General features: G+C 65.9%; 13 protein-coding genes. 4 read left to right on the plus strand and 9 right to left on the minus strand.

Annotation, left to right across the window (positions count from 1 at the left end; translation table 11 throughout):
• Positions 1-12: 12 nt before the first annotated feature.
• Positions 13-414 (minus strand): DUF3499 domain-containing protein, encoded by a 402-nt coding sequence (locus AOP77_RS09795; protein ID WP_439644705.1) that lies wholly within the window; start codon positions 412-414, stop codon positions 13-15.
• 26 nt (positions 415-440) lie between these two features.
• Here AOP77_RS09795 and AOP77_RS09800 point away from each other — a divergent pair, with 26 nt between their 5' ends.
• The gene (locus tag AOP77_RS09800; protein ID WP_084622525.1) at positions 441-845 is read left to right on the plus strand and encodes a metallopeptidase family protein; all 405 of its coding nucleotides are present in this window, start codon (positions 441-443) and stop codon (positions 843-845) included.
• Here the strand turns inward: AOP77_RS09800 and AOP77_RS09805 are convergent.
• The 4 genes from AOP77_RS09805 to AOP77_RS09820 form a co-directional block, all read right to left on the minus strand.
• Positions 827-2,158 carry a DUF5719 family protein gene (locus AOP77_RS09805; protein ID WP_062213058.1) on the minus strand — a complete coding sequence of 444 codons (1,332 nt, stop codon included), beginning with the start codon at positions 2,156-2,158 and terminating at the stop codon, positions 827-829. The two genes, AOP77_RS09800 and AOP77_RS09805, sit on opposite strands and share 19 nt — an antisense overlap.
• Positions 2,158-5,292 (minus strand): glycosyltransferase family 2 protein, encoded by a 3,135-nt coding sequence (locus tag AOP77_RS09810; protein ID WP_062213059.1) that lies wholly within the window; start codon positions 5,290-5,292, stop codon positions 2,158-2,160. The genes AOP77_RS09805 and AOP77_RS09810 overlap by 1 nt, the downstream gene beginning before the upstream one ends.
• Before the next feature lie 24 nt (positions 5,293-5,316).
• Positions 5,317-5,637 carry a WhiB family transcriptional regulator gene (locus tag AOP77_RS09815; protein ID WP_061962799.1) on the minus strand — a complete coding sequence of 107 codons (321 nt, stop codon included), beginning with the start codon at positions 5,635-5,637 and terminating at the stop codon, positions 5,317-5,319.
• Between the two features lie 81 nt (positions 5,638-5,718).
• Complete coding sequence (locus tag AOP77_RS09820; protein WP_236685811.1) at positions 5,719-6,717, minus strand: glycosyltransferase family 2 protein; 999 nt, start codon at positions 6,715-6,717, stop codon at positions 5,719-5,721.
• A gap of 131 nt (positions 6,718-6,848) precedes the next feature.
• Here AOP77_RS09820 and AOP77_RS09825 point away from each other — a divergent pair, with 131 nt between their 5' ends.
• Together AOP77_RS09825 and AOP77_RS09830 are read left to right on the plus strand one after the other, a co-directional pair.
• Positions 6,849-8,054, plus strand: a complete 1,206-nt coding sequence (locus AOP77_RS09825; RefSeq protein ID WP_062213063.1) for an LCP family protein — start codon at positions 6,849-6,851, stop codon at positions 8,052-8,054.
• A 175-nt stretch (positions 8,055-8,229) separates the two neighbouring features.
• The gene (locus AOP77_RS09830) at positions 8,230-9,513 is read left to right on the plus strand and encodes an LCP family protein (protein WP_062213065.1); all 1,284 of its coding nucleotides are present in this window, start codon (positions 8,230-8,232) and stop codon (positions 9,511-9,513) included.
• 69 nt (positions 9,514-9,582) lie between these two features.
• Here the strand turns inward: AOP77_RS09830 and purE are convergent, their stop codons facing one another.
• Positions 9,583-10,089, minus strand: coding sequence for a 5-(carboxyamino)imidazole ribonucleotide mutase (gene purE / locus AOP77_RS09835; RefSeq protein WP_062213068.1), 507 nt, complete (start codon positions 10,087-10,089; stop codon positions 9,583-9,585).
• Positions 10,086-11,231: a 5-(carboxyamino)imidazole ribonucleotide synthase gene (locus AOP77_RS09840; RefSeq protein ID WP_062213071.1), complete on the minus strand. Its 1,146-nt coding sequence runs from the start codon at positions 11,229-11,231 to the stop codon at positions 10,086-10,088. The genes purE and AOP77_RS09840 overlap by 4 nt, the downstream gene beginning before the upstream one ends.
• On the opposite strand from AOP77_RS09840, the gene AOP77_RS09845 reads away from it, so the two are divergent.
• The gene (locus AOP77_RS09845; protein ID WP_084622527.1) at positions 11,230-11,796 is read left to right on the plus strand and encodes a GtrA family protein; all 567 of its coding nucleotides are present in this window, start codon (positions 11,230-11,232) and stop codon (positions 11,794-11,796) included. The two genes, AOP77_RS09840 and AOP77_RS09845, sit on opposite strands and share 2 nt — an antisense overlap.
• Here the strand turns inward: AOP77_RS09845 and AOP77_RS09850 are convergent.
• Both AOP77_RS09850 and AOP77_RS09855 read right to left on the minus strand, forming a co-directional pair.
• Positions 11,747-13,063, minus strand: a complete 1,317-nt coding sequence (locus AOP77_RS09850) for an ATP-binding protein (protein WP_062213074.1) — start codon at positions 13,061-13,063, stop codon at positions 11,747-11,749. The two genes, AOP77_RS09845 and AOP77_RS09850, sit on opposite strands and share 50 nt — an antisense overlap.
• Positions 13,064-13,071: 8 nt before the next feature.
• Complete coding sequence (locus AOP77_RS09855) at positions 13,072-13,749, minus strand: response regulator transcription factor (RefSeq protein ID WP_061964716.1); 678 nt, start codon at positions 13,747-13,749, stop codon at positions 13,072-13,074.
• Between the last annotated feature and the right edge of the window lie 10 nt (positions 13,750-13,759).

A 13,759-nucleotide genomic window follows, 5' to 3' on the forward strand; every position in this document is an offset into this window, starting at 1 on the left:
CGGCGCCCGAGGCTAGATACTGCCGCCCACCACACGCAGGTGACCGCGACGCGGCTCTGATGCGACGGGGGCTGGGGGCTGAACCGCCTCCTGGCGCGGGCGACCGGCCTCGCGTACGGCGTTGGCCAAGGCTTCAAGGTCGTCCTCGGACGGGCCGTTGTCGACGTACTCCTGCTGAATGTGGACGACGTCCCAGCCACGCGGCGCAGTGAATCGTTCCGCATGGTCGACGCACAGGTCATAGCTGTGGGGCTCGGCGCTCGCGGCAAGTTGTCCGACCACCACAGTGGAGTCCACGTAAACATAGGTCAGCGTCGCTGCGGCTGAGTGCGCGCACGCTGAACGCGAACACTGACGAGTAGATCTCACGTGACGAGACGTTACCCGCACGACGGCGGTGCGCGCGCCTGCCACGCCGAGCCGCGCGATAGCCTCACCATATGGGTCGACGAGACAGGCACGGACGCGGATTGCGCGCGCCACTTCTGCCAGTCAACGCGCCGGGCTACCGATCCCCCAGTGACGCATTCGATGGCTACGTCCTAGACGTTGCGGAAGACCTCGAGCGGCGCTGGGGTCAGCGTTGGGGTCGGGTCGAGTTCGGCACCGAAAGTGTCCCCCCTTCGCATTCCACCCCTTGGGAGAACGGAGTGCCGCTGGGCCGCCTGTTCCCGTCGGACGCGGGTCAGCCAGCACGCATCGTGGTGTATCGCAGACCGCTAGAGCAGCGAGCGGACTCCGCAGATCTGCCGTTCCTGGTGCGGGACGTGCTGGTGGAGAATGTGGCCCACCTCTTGGGCCGCAGACCCGACGAGATCGACTCGCGTTACGGGACCGGCACGTAGCCATCGACGCGGACGGCCACGTCTAGGTCAGCGACTTCGCTGTCCGAGGGCGCCACCGCTGTCACGAAGCCGTCGTCAGTGCTCACTACCTGCACCCACTCCACCCCTGCCCCTACCGTCAGAACGTCGCCGGCACTTGCGTCGACCGACACTCGCTGCACGGTGCGCGCAGGAATGTCCTGTGTAGCGACAACCTCACCGTCCTGATTGGTCACGCGCAGGCTGATTTCTTCTCTGGCGTACACAGAGAGCTCCGGTGAGTCCGTCACCGCCACAAGGCTGTGCGGAGCATCGGACGCGCTCTGGCCGGCGACCCACATGGTGTCGAACGCGATCGAGCCGTCACGACCGGTCTGTGACTCGCGCGGGAGTCGGCTCACTCCTGCCGCCACCACGGGAGCATCCGAGCGCACCTCGACCGCACCCGCGCTCAGTTTGGGCACTTGGATGACCGTCACGACTCCGGGCTCCAAGTTGAGTTCGCTAGCGCCGGGCCATTCGCTGGTGCCGTCGTCAGTAACGAGCGCGAGAGACACGTTGGCACCCTCGGGTGCAAGCAGGGAGACCGAGGCGCTAGCCCCCTCGACGCTGGGGTCGGACGGACCAACAGCAGGGATGACGATGCTGGTGCCGGGGTCGGCGGCGCGCGTCACCCAGTCGGTCCCCGCGGGTTCGAATCCATCCAGGCGCGAATCCTGAACATTCGCCACGATTCCGGTGCCGTTGGACACCACATGCAGGGTGAGGGCTGGATTCTCCGGAATGGTGCCCTCGAGCAGAACTGACCGCTGGGACTCGGGACCCACCACGATCACCATCGGCTCCTCTTCTTGGCCGATGGGGCCATAGGAGACTACCTCGACCTCGACGGGCGCCTCGGCAGGGTTCGTCAACACCAGCCGCGCGCTTGCGCCGAGCGTGGTAGCGCCGCCCACGAGCCATTGATCCATGCTGGGGCGCACGCAGGTGACGGCCGCGAGGCCCGCGATGTCGCCGCCGCCCACGCGTTCAATCGACGCCGCAACTGGGCCATCGGACGCAAATCCGGAGTCGACCTTGGTATTGGATCCCGAGGTGAACGTCTCAAACTGCACGTCGTCGGAACCGGAATCAAGATCGGCGTCGCCCGAGCTGATGTCCCCCACCGGGATTTCCAAGTGTCCGGGGCACGCGACGGCCTGCTGGAGCGGGGCGATCGCCAGGTGGTCAACTGTCGCCGGTGCGGGCTCGTGGATCGGCAGTTGGTCCGCGACGACCACGGCACCCGCCAGCGCCCCCGCTGCGAGTAGGCCGGTCAGAATCTTGACGATCATCAGCGCACCGCCCTGTACCTGCGGTCATTCAACGGAATCGAGCCAAGCAGTGACCAGGCCACCACAATCGCGGCCGCCCACCACCATCGGGAGTAGTCCCCGTCGTCGTAGTCGAGGTCGATGGTGCCCGCATCAGCCTCGACGGCGAACGCGAGTCTGCCGTAATCGTCCGCGACCTGTGCGAGTGACACCCCGTCGAGCGACGCCTGCCAACGCGGATCTGCGGGGACCGCCACAACCACGCGGCCCCCCTGAGCGTTGGTGATGTCTCCGTGGCTGAGGGTGCCGTAAGTGTCGAGCATCTGCACGTCACCATCAGCGGGCTCAAACCACGCGCGCGAGACGGGCACATCGGATCCCGGCCGAGCCACCGCGTACGAGGTGCCGCGCGTGCTGACTCCCATGAGCTGCAGGTCGGTGATTTGGGCCAGGGCACCCTCAAGTCGGGGCGAGTCCGGAGCCACCGTGATCACTCCAATGCCCCACGCGGCCAGCTCCACGTCCGCGCCGGCACCGCCGCCCACGAGTGTCGCGACAGCATCACTCAAAGACTGGGGCGAGGCGAGAGGCTCGCCACCGGCCGCCAGCACCTCACCTGTTGACGATCGGGCCGGCCTGCCGGTGAGCCACACGGAGCCATCATCCGTGAGCACCGAGTAGGACACGACCGAGTCAGCGTTCATCGAGAGCGTCAGTACCCGAGGTTGCGCCGTCGCCGTTTGCTGAAGGCCCGCGACAAGCGGCAACACGTCCGCCCTCGCGGCGGATACCTCCGGCTGGGGTGCCTGGCTCGGCCAGGATGACACGCCCACCTGGCCGACGAGGACCAGTCCGGCCACCGCGAGAGCGACGGCCGATGCTGTGCGTCGTAGGGCGCGTGACTTCCCCTTTCCTGCACGCCAGGCGCCGTGCGAGGCGGCCGCTGCCGCCATCAGGAGCCCAATCAGCGCGAGTGATGACCCCGCTCCAGCCCAGCCGTTAGCGTCGGCCTGACCCGCACCATCGGCGAGCGTCACCACCGAGCGTTGTGCGGCAGCCGCAACCACGAGGCCAACAGCCGCGACCAAGAAGCCCAGCCTCACGGCGAGCGTAGCTCGGCGTGACACTAACGCGACCAACGCCGCTGCGACGACGATCGCGCCCAGGACCATGGCTACCGACCGGTCTCCGCTGTCATCAAGTCCGGGCACGTCGGTATAGAAGCCGGTGAATCCAAGGAGTAGCTCCCAGGGGCGAGTCAGGGGGGAAACGAGGCTCGGCCCGGGCTCGCGCGCCAGCACGTGCCACGCCGCCCCGTTGAACGGCCCTGCCTGCCACGCAGCAATGATCGCGGGACCTGACGCGACGAGGGCTGGAAAGGGCATCGCCCACACGCGCCAGCGGTTCCGTCCGGCAAAAGCTCCCGTTACCAAAACCAACAGGGTGAGTGGCACCAAAAGCACTGGGGTGGCCACGGCAATGACTGCCATCATCACTGCGGCACCCACTCCCGCGCTCGCTGAGCCGCGGCGGCGCTTGGGGAATTCCTCGCTATCCCCCACCAGCTCGCCACGATGCCAGCCGACCGCCCGTACTACCGCGAACACGAACCATGGCAGTGCCAGATGGGTGATCACCGCGCCGATGCGTCCGTCGCCGATTGCTTGTAGGTAGAACGGCCACACGCCGTACGCGAGTGCCACCAGCACTCGTACTGTCGCGGAGCGCGTGGCTGCACCGGCCGCGAACCAAGCAGATGCTGTGGCCAGCGCCACTGCGAAGCACAGCAGAAGGCCGATCCAGAGGCGCGTGCCACCGGGCATCGCGCCAAGGGGCGTCAGGAGCGCGGCGAATGTTCCGTCGAGCGTGGGCGCACCAAAGCCCTGGTCACTCCAGCCACTAAACGTGCGCTGCCAAAGGTCATGCCAGCCGAACTCCGTGACACCCAACGCGCGTGAGCTGAGTTGGCTGCCGGCCACGACGGACGGAATCCAGGTTCCGAACAGCACGACCGAGGCTACGATTCCCAGCGCCATCACCGCGAACAGGCCCCTGAGGCGCCGCCGCCGGGCGGCATCGAGGTCGGCGCGGACGATGTCCGTGGGGGTGGCCGCCGCCCGGGCACGCTCGTACGCACCCATCTCTCGTGCCCGGAGGGTCGCAAAGATCGCGAGTGGGCTCGCGAGGAGTGGGCGGACCACCGACCGCTTGACGCGGGACGTCGACTGCGAGGTACGCCTCGCAGCGACGAGCTGCGGGGTGCGGCCAAGAAGCCGCCATGGCACCGAGATCTCTGCGCCGACCATTCGGGGTTGATTCTGCGCAATGCGCACTGCCGCCCGGCCCAGTGAGGAGACGAACATCCACAGGACCAGCAGTGGCACCACCCACCAGCGCGCCCAGACGCACGCGTGGAACCACTCGCTCGTGCGGCGGTTGGAGTAACTGGCGTGGTGCCCGCGGGTGGACCCGGTGCGCCGTCCGTACAGCGACTCCTGCGAATGGCGGATCTTCGCGGTCGGCACGATGACGACGTCGTAACCGGCCATCCACGCACGCCTGCAGTACTGCGCGCTCTCGCCAAAACCATTGAAGCCCGCGTCAAGGCCGCCAAACTCGGCCCACACGTCGCGCCTCACCAGCGCACCCGCGAGGCTCACTGCGAGCACGTCGTCACGGGCGTCGTACTGCCCCTGATTGATGTCGTCGTTCTCCACCATCGTGACCCGGCGCCCACCAAAGCGAGAGACGGAGGTTCCCAGATTGACCAGCTTAGAAGTGTCGTCCCAGCGCACGTGCGCGCCGCCCACCACGGCCGCCTGGCGACGCTTGCGGGCCGTCGCGGACAGTGCGCTCAACGCACCGGGCAATGGGGCCGTGTCGTCGTGCAGCAACCAGAGGTATTCACGCGAGTGCGAAGGGAACGCGGCGAGGACTCCGTCAATCGCGGCAGAGTAGGTTGTCGCGTCTGATTCGATAACGTCGACGGAGAGTTCAGTGGGAATGAGCGGTGCAATCGCTCCACCCACTAGGACCACGTGGACAATGTCGGGACGGACCTCTTGCTTCGCCAGCGAGGCAAGCACCGCGGGCAACTGCCCTGCACGGCCGTCAGTCACGACGATCGCGCGCACAATCAGGCGCGCTGAATTCATCGCACGCTCCCGCAGACGGGCAGGCTAGACGGCGCGGCGCTTGAGCTTACGCCGCTCGCGCTCTGACAACCCGCCCCAGATTCCAAAGCGCTCGTCATTGGCCAACGCGTAATCGAGGCACTCGCCCCGCACGTCACAGGACGTGCAGACCTTCTTTGCCTCACGCGTCGATCCACCCTTTTCAGGAAAGAACGCCTCGGGGTCGGTTTGGGCGCACAGCGCGCGCTCTTGCCAAGCAAGCGGACCGTCATCGTCTGATCCGCCAAAGATGTCCACCACCGACGCCAATGTCGAGGCGGGCTTGCCTGCGTCCGAGGGCACTGAACCTTCGTAGATATTCCACATGAGGTTGTCCTCCGTTCGCTGCGGGAAGGAATCCCGCATGTAGGAATTACACCGTTGTAATCCCCGTGAGTCAAGTCGAAACTAACGCACTCCACGGATGAAACCCAGCCCCCACGCCACGTGCATGGTCATCAGCACTCCAGGCATGAGCGCTACGGACCTCGGCCCCGCCTGTGACCATAGCGCCACCGCAGCAACTATCACTCCTGCTAGGTACGCGATAGGCGAGGCGAAACCGAGCATCAACCACCACGTCCCGGTCGCTAGTCCGACCGCCCCAAGCGCAATCCCTGCGACGAGTGCGGCCACCACAATTGGTGGTGCAAGATATCTTGCCGATGCCGTCTGCGGGTGGGATTCAACGACCTCGCGGCGCCAGGCTCCCGAGTGGAAGAATTGACGCGCCAACGCGCGCCAGGTGGACCGCGGGTGATACGGCACCTGCATGTCGGGTACGTAGTAGACCTCGTAACCCGCCTCCCTCAATCTGAAGTTCAGTTCCCAGTCCTGAGCGCGTCGGAAGTGTTCGTCGTAGCCGCCAACCGCCGCGAGCGCGTCACGGCGAAAGGAGCCGAGGAAGACGGACTCGGTCGCACCCTCGCGTCCACCTACGCGGTGCCCCGCGCTGCCAAGCCCAAACCGTGAGCCCATGGCGACTGCGATGGCATGAGCGAGCGGCGCATCGGCTTGTGGCACCATGCGCCCCCCGACGTTGCCCGCGCCCGTGTCGGCGAGTGCGTTGACGGCGAGGGTGATGTATCCGGCCGGTAGTACGGTGTGGCCGTCGATGCGCACCACCACGTCGTCTGCGCAAATGGCGAGTGCCAGATTCAGTCCGGCTGGGGTAAAGCCGGTTGGGTTTTCGACCACGCGCACGTTCGGGTGCAGGTCGGCAAGACCCGCAGCCATAGCCGCGGTATTGTCCGTCGACGGCCCCACCGCGATCACCAAGTTCACGCCAGGCTCGAAGCCGTTGTTCAACACCGAATCGACCGCTGCGGCGAGGTGAGCCTCCTCATTGAGCACCGTCATAACGACGCTTACTGGGGCATCACGTTGGACTGGGGCGAGGGTGGGCACCGAAAGAGCGTAACCCAGACGCATGCGAGCGCCAGAGACGCCCTGCAACGCGCGCACTCTGCCTACCCTGCTCCGGCGAGTCGCCGCCTTAGAATTGGCGGCATGTCCCGCCCCCTGCTAACGAGCGCAACGTGAGCGCACCCCCGTTCGATCGCCGCCGCAACCAGTCGAGCAACGCAGCCCGTCCATGGTGGCTGTGGGCGACGATGGCGGTCGCAGCTGTCCTTGGCTTCAGCATCGTCTATGCGCAGACCCTCTCCAGCCAGATCGATCACGCGTTCGACGCTCGCAGCGTGGAGACCATCGTCACCAACCGCCCGGAGAAGCCCACCGATGGGGATGCAGGTAAGGCGCTCAACGTGCTCTTGATGGGGTCCGATGCGCGCGACGGGGACAACGGCGAGATCGGCGGCCACTTCGAAGGCATGCGCAACGACACCACCATCATCATGCACGTCGCGGCTGACCGTTCGCGGGTGGATCTGGTGTCAATACCGCGAGACACGCAAGTCACCATTTCTGATTGCACGCTCTTCGATGGCAGCACCGTGAAGGGGTGGACCGGCGACTTCAACATCGCGTTCGCCAACGGCGGTTCACATGGCGACGCCGCGGAAGCCGCTGCCTGCGTCATTAACACCGTCGAGGACCTGACCGGAATCTACATCGACCACTACGCAGTCGTGGACTTCAGCGGATTCACGCAGATGATCGACGCACTTGGCGGAGTACCCATGTGCATCCCCGCGGCGATCTCGTCCACGAAGGCCAAACTCGACATCGACGCGGGCGCGCAGGTGCTCGATGGAAAAACCGCACTCGCCTACGCACGGCTCCGGACCGCGGAGACTGGCGGCGTATCTGGTTCCGACTTACAGCGCATTACACGCCAACAGGAACTCTTGAACCAGGTTGCCGCCGCGGCGCTATCCAAGAACCTACTGACCGATGTGGGCGATCTCACGGGTTTCGTACGTGCCGGGGCCGAATCCATGACGATGGATCCTGACCTTGCGGACACCAAGTACCTGCTCGGTCTGGCATACAGCCTGAGCCACATCGAGCGCAGCAACATCCAGTTCGCTACCGTTCCATGGGAGTACACCGAGGATCGAACCAACGTTGTGCTCCTGCCGGAAGCCGAGGACACCTGGGCGCAACTTCGCGGGGACGAGCCACTGACGGCGATCGCTGAGGGCGACGCCTCGTCGGCATGGGATGACGGGCACAAGGATGCCGACGAGGCCTCCGCCGCACCGGCGCCTTCCGCGTCCACCGACGGCGCCTCTGCCTCCAGGTCCAACACCCAAGCGCTGCTGGACGATTGCGCCTCGTAGACTCCCCACGAGTTCACGCTTAAGGTGGGAACCGAAAGGTGCCGATAACCGTTATGTCCACGACAGGCGAGATCAGTCCGTCAGCACCCGCCGTGGAGCGCTGACCACGCCCGCAATGCAACGACGATCGAGAGTTCAGGACCAATGGCTTCATTCCCCGCGAGCGAACGCGCGCATGGCTAGGCGCGACAAGGGTGCCCGTCACGGCACCACCGCCCCCCGTCACCGAGTGCTGACGGGAGTCCTCTGGGGTGTGGCTGCCATCGCGGGCTTCGCAGTCGCGTACGCCGGTACGAACTTCTACCTCCTGCAGAGTTCGCTCACCACCAAGGATGTGGCGTCGCTCTACAACCCCAACCCTGATGCCACGGGCGACCCAGCGGCCGACGGGCCACCGCTGGATGGATCCGCTGGAAACGACGTCAACATCCTGCTCATGGGCTCCGACACCCGTGAGGGCGAGGAGAACGAGGAAATCGGTGGCGATGTCGCTGGCATGCGCTCCGACACCGTAATCGTGATGCACATCTCCGCTGACCGCGAGCGCATCGACTTCATGTCCATCCCCCGCGATTCGCGCGTCGCAGTCTCTGATTGCACCATGTTCGATGGCACGATCAAGCGCGGTTGGACCGGCAAGTTCAACATCGCGTTCGCCAACGGCGGCGAGAACGGCGATCCCGCCGAGGCCGCCGCCTGCACCATGCAGACCGTGACAGACCTCACTGGAATCAAGCTCGATCACTACGCGGTCGTAGACTTCGCTGGCTTCGAGCAGATGATCGACGCGATCGATGGCGTGCCCATGTGCATCCCGAACGACATTGACTCCAAGAAGGCCAAGCTGTCGCTCGAGGCTGGCCCTCAGGTGCTCGATGGCAAGACCGCCCTCGCTTTCGCACGGGCGCGCACCGGAGAGGGACTGCCCGGAGGCACGGACCTAGGGCGCATCGATCGCCAGCAGGAACTGCTCATGAATGTGCTCCGCAAGGCGCTCGGTACCAACATGCTCACCGACGTGGGTGGCATGACACAGTTCGTGAAGGCCGGCGCACAGGCGCTGACCATGGACCCGGACCTGGGCAACGTCAAGTACATCCTGGGTCTCGCGTACAGCCTGCGCGGCATCGATACCGCCAACATCACGTTTGCGACAGTTCCGTGGGCCTACCCGGGTGACAATAACGGCGACGTTGTGTGGACGCCCGATGCCGACATCATGTTCGCGCAGATTGTTGCCGACGAACCGATTACTGATCCCGAGGACGTCGACGCGACCAGCCTGTCACCTGAAGCGACGACCGACGCGGAGACCGCCACTGATACGACGACGGCTGCGGAGTCGGGCACGACCGCAGCAACGCCCGATGCGTCAGTGACCGATGCGGCCACTGAGCCCACCGTGTCTCCGTCGCCAGAGCGCGAGACGCAAGCGGAGATCCTCGCCGCCTGCGGCTAATCTGCCAGAGTCAAACGCAAATGCCCGCCCCGTCTAGCGACGAGGCGGGCATTTGTGCGTTGAAGGGTTCTAGGCCTCGCGTAGGGCCTTGCCCTTAGCGTGAGCGACGTCCCGCAGTGAATCCTGGAACTGGGCCATGCGCTGACGCAGCTCGACCGCACGCTCGCCGTCGCCCGCCGCCACCATGCGGACCGCGAGCAAGCCCGCATTTCGCGCTCCCCCGATCGACACGGTCGCAACTGGCACGCCCGCGGGCATCTGCACGATGCTGAGCAGCGAGTCCATTCCGTCGAGGTACTTCAGAGGCACAGGTACGCCAATCACCGGAAGCGTCGTCACCGCGGCGAGCATGCCAGGCAGGTGAGCCGCCCCGCCCGCGCCCGCGATAATCACTCGTAAGCCTCGCCCGGCCGCCTCGCGGCCGTAGGCGATCATCTCGTCGGGCATGCGGTGTGCGGAGACGACGTCCTTCTCGAACGGCACTTCGAACTCCTGCAGCGCAGCCGCAGCGGCCTCCATTACGGGCCAGTCGGAGTCCGACCCCATTACGATTCCCACTACGGGCTTCTCGGTCATTGCTGCGCTCCTTCGCGAACGATTCCGGCGGCCGTGACCGCCCTGTCATAGGTCTCCTGCTGGTCGGCCCCGGACACGTTGACGTGGCCCACCTTGCGGCCGGGACGAACGCCCTTGCCGTACAGGTGAATCTTGGCACCAGGGTCGCTCACGTCCGCGAGTGCGCCGGGCAGATCCTGACGCGCACCCCCCAGCACATTGGCCATGACGGTCCAGGGCGCGCGGGGCGACGTGTCACCCAACGGCAGATCCGCGACGGCACGCAGGTGCTGCTCGAACTGGCTCGTGATCGAACCGTCCATGGTCCAGTGCCCGGAGTTGTGCGGGCGCATCGCGAGCTCGTTGATCACCAGGCGCCCGTCTGCCTCAAACATCTCGACGGCGAGAACGCCGACCACGCCCAACTCCGTGGCCACTCGCTCCCCAATCTCGCGCGCCTGACGCTCCAGTGCAGGGGCTAAGTCCGGTGCGGGGGCAATCACCTCGGAGCACACGCCGGCACGCTGGATCGATTCAACTACGGGCCACACCGCGACATCGCCCGAGGGCCTGCGCGCCACCAAGACTGCGAGCTCGCGCGTGAAAGGCACCTTCTGCTCCACGAGCAGTTCGGGTCCGCCCTCTGCGCGCCCCTCCAGCCAGTCAGCGGCTTGGGCGGCGGCGGAGATCACTCGGACACCTTTGCCGTCATAGCCGCCGCGGGCGGTCTTGAGGATGGCTTCTGAACCGTGCGCGTCCAGGAAGGCCGCCACCGAAGCCTCGTCGGTCACGTGGGTCCAATCAGGGTTCGGCAATCCCAATTCGGTCATGCGTTCGCGCATCGCAATCTTGTCCTGCGCGAACACCAGCGCCTCGATACCGGTGCGCGCGGGCACCCCGGCCGCCTCCGCAGCATCGAATACAGAGGCCGGGATGTGCTCGTGTTCCCAGGTGAGAGCAACGGGGCGCGGCTCCGCAAGCAACTGCGCCACGGCATCGGCGTCGGCCGGCATCCCGACCACGAATTCGTGGGCGGGAAGCGCCGCCGCCGCCTCGGGAGATTCGACGAGGACGCGGAGGGTAAGTCCAAGTTCGGTGGCGGCTGGCGCCATCATGCGCGCAAGCTGACCGCCGCCAATAACGGCCACAATCGGTGAAGTCATGGGTACAACCTACCGGCGGCTAGGCTCGGACATCGTGAGCATTGGTACGTGGGTGCGCGGACGCGCGGGAGAACTGGCCAAATTCGGCACGGTCGGCGTGGCGGGAATCTTTGTCGACGCCGGCGTCTTCAACTTGCTCCTGCTAGGGCCACTGTCCGTCGAGAACAAAGTCATCACCGCCAAGATCATCGCGTCCGTGGTGTCGACCCTTTTCGCGTGGGCCGCACATCGCTGGTGGACGTTCAACGACCGGCGAGGTCACCGCCCGGTCAGGGAACTCATCATTTTTGCCCTCGTCAACGGGGCGGCGCTGGCTGCCCAGGCCGGCGTGCTTGCAGTCTCCCATTACTGGCTGGGCTTCACGGGCGCGCTCGCTGACAACTTCTTCGCCTACGGGATCGGTCTTCCGCTCGGCACCGTGCTGCGCTACGTGGGCTACCGCGCGTTCGTGTTCAACAACGACGACGCTTTCGCGGCCGATGCCGTGGCGGGCTTGGAAGCCGTCGAGGAAGACGTTACAAGTCCCGACGACGACGATTCTTCCGCGCCGCCCGCCCGTGCGTAACGACGTCGTCGAGGTCGCCCATGGCGGGTACTCCCTGCAGGAACACCGAGAAGGCCGCGGGCTTGCGCTGAGAGAGTTCGAGTCGGCCACCATCGGCGGTCACAAGGTCTCGCGCCAAGGCTAGTCCCAGGCCGGTACCACGACCGCTCGTCACTTCTCGCTCGAAGATGCGCGGCGCCAAGTCCTCGGGCACGCCCTCGCCCTCGTCACGCACCTCAATCACGATCGCGTGGTTGGGTCCGCTCTCGCGCGCGAGCACCATGGTGGTGCCGTCGCCGTGGTGTAGCGAGTTCTCGATCAGAGTGGCCAACACCTGCGCTAGACCGCCAGGGGTCGAGAACACCGTTGCGTCGGTGGGGGCGATGCGGAGCTTACGCCCGGCCTGGGTGAAGGTCTTCTCCCACTCGGCGCGTTGCTGGTCGAAGACGTCGGCGAGCACCACCAGTTCCGTGCCCGATCCCAGCGTGCGGCGGGTGCGCCCCAGCAGCTCGTCCACGACGCCCACGAGTCGCTCGACCTGCTCCAGGGACTTCTCAGCCTCCTCCTGCACCTCGGGCTGATTGGAGGCGAGCGTAATCTCCTCGAGCCGCATCGTGAGGGCGGTGAGCGGGGTACGCAACTGATGCGAGGCGTCGGCCGCGAACTGTCTTTCGCTCGCCAGCCTGGCGCCCATCCGGGTGGCACTGCGGTTGAGCTCGTCGGCCACGAGGTCGATTTCCTCGACCCCTGTCTTGGTGAGGTTGAGCTTGACCTGGCCAGAGCCCAGATGTTCGGCGCTCGCTGCCAGGTACACGAGCGGCTTAGACAGTCGGTTGGCCTGAACCACGGCTACCGCGATTCCCGCGAGCACCGCAATGATGCCGACCAACAGCACTAGCCCCACCGCGCGGGCGGAGGCCCAGAAGACGTCCCACCAGGACGTATACATCAGCACCACGAGCTCGCTGTCCATGACATGCGACGCGGAGAACGAGCGGGCCGGCTCGGTGCCCGACGTCAGCTCGGTGCCGTCCGGGAGAATGAGGACGATGTAGGACGCCGCCCCCGGCGCGTCACTCACGTACGAGCTGAGGTTCTCCTCAGTGATGGTCTCGCCAGTGGAATACCGCACGTCGAGCGTGCGGGCGGCGGTGGTAGCACGCTGGTCGAGGTTATCGACCGAACTGTCGCGCACCAGGGTGGCCGTCATCACGGCCAAAGGTATGCCGAGCAGCACCACCGCGACGGCAAGCGCCGAGATGGTCGCCTGGAGTACGCGACGACGCACGCGGGCGCCTAAACGTTGCTCTCGAAGCGGAAGCCCATTCCGCGGACCGTGGTGATGAACCGCGGCTGAGTAGCGTCGTCACCCAGCTTGCGGCGCAACCACGACACGTGCATGTCCAGCGTCTTCGAGGGTGCACCGGAGTCGGCGGCCCAGACCTCACGCATGAGCGTCTCACGCGAGACCACGGAGCCCGCGTTCGCCACGAGCAGGTGCAACAGATCGAACTCCTTGCCGCTGAGCTGGAGCTCGTCGCCACCGAGGTAGGCGCGGTGGCCGGCCACGTCAATGCGTACGCCGGCAACATCGAGGTCCGTGGTCGAGTCGGCACCTGTACGGCGACGAAGCAGTGCCCGCACGCGTGCCAACAGCTCTGCGAGGCGGAAGGGTTTGGTGACGTAGTCGTCGGCGCCAGCGTCGAGGCCCACCACCAGGTCAACCTCATCCGCGCGGGCTGTGAGCATCAGGATTGGGACCGCGAGGCCCTTGTCCCGGATACGTCGCGCCACGTCCACACCGTCGATGTCGGGCAGGCCGAGGTCGAGGATGACGAGGTCGGCGTCATCCGCCGCACCCACACCCCCGAGTCCGGTCCCGTGCCATTCAACGTCATAGCCTTCTCTTCCCAAAGCACGGGTCAAAGGTTCTGAAATGGTCGGGTCATCTTCGACCAAGACAATTCGAGTCATGGTGCCACGA

Origin of the sequence: Demequina oxidasica, assembly GCF_000975115.1 — a bacterium.
GTDB lineage: Bacteria > Actinomycetota > Actinomycetes > Actinomycetales > Demequinaceae > Demequina > Demequina oxidasica.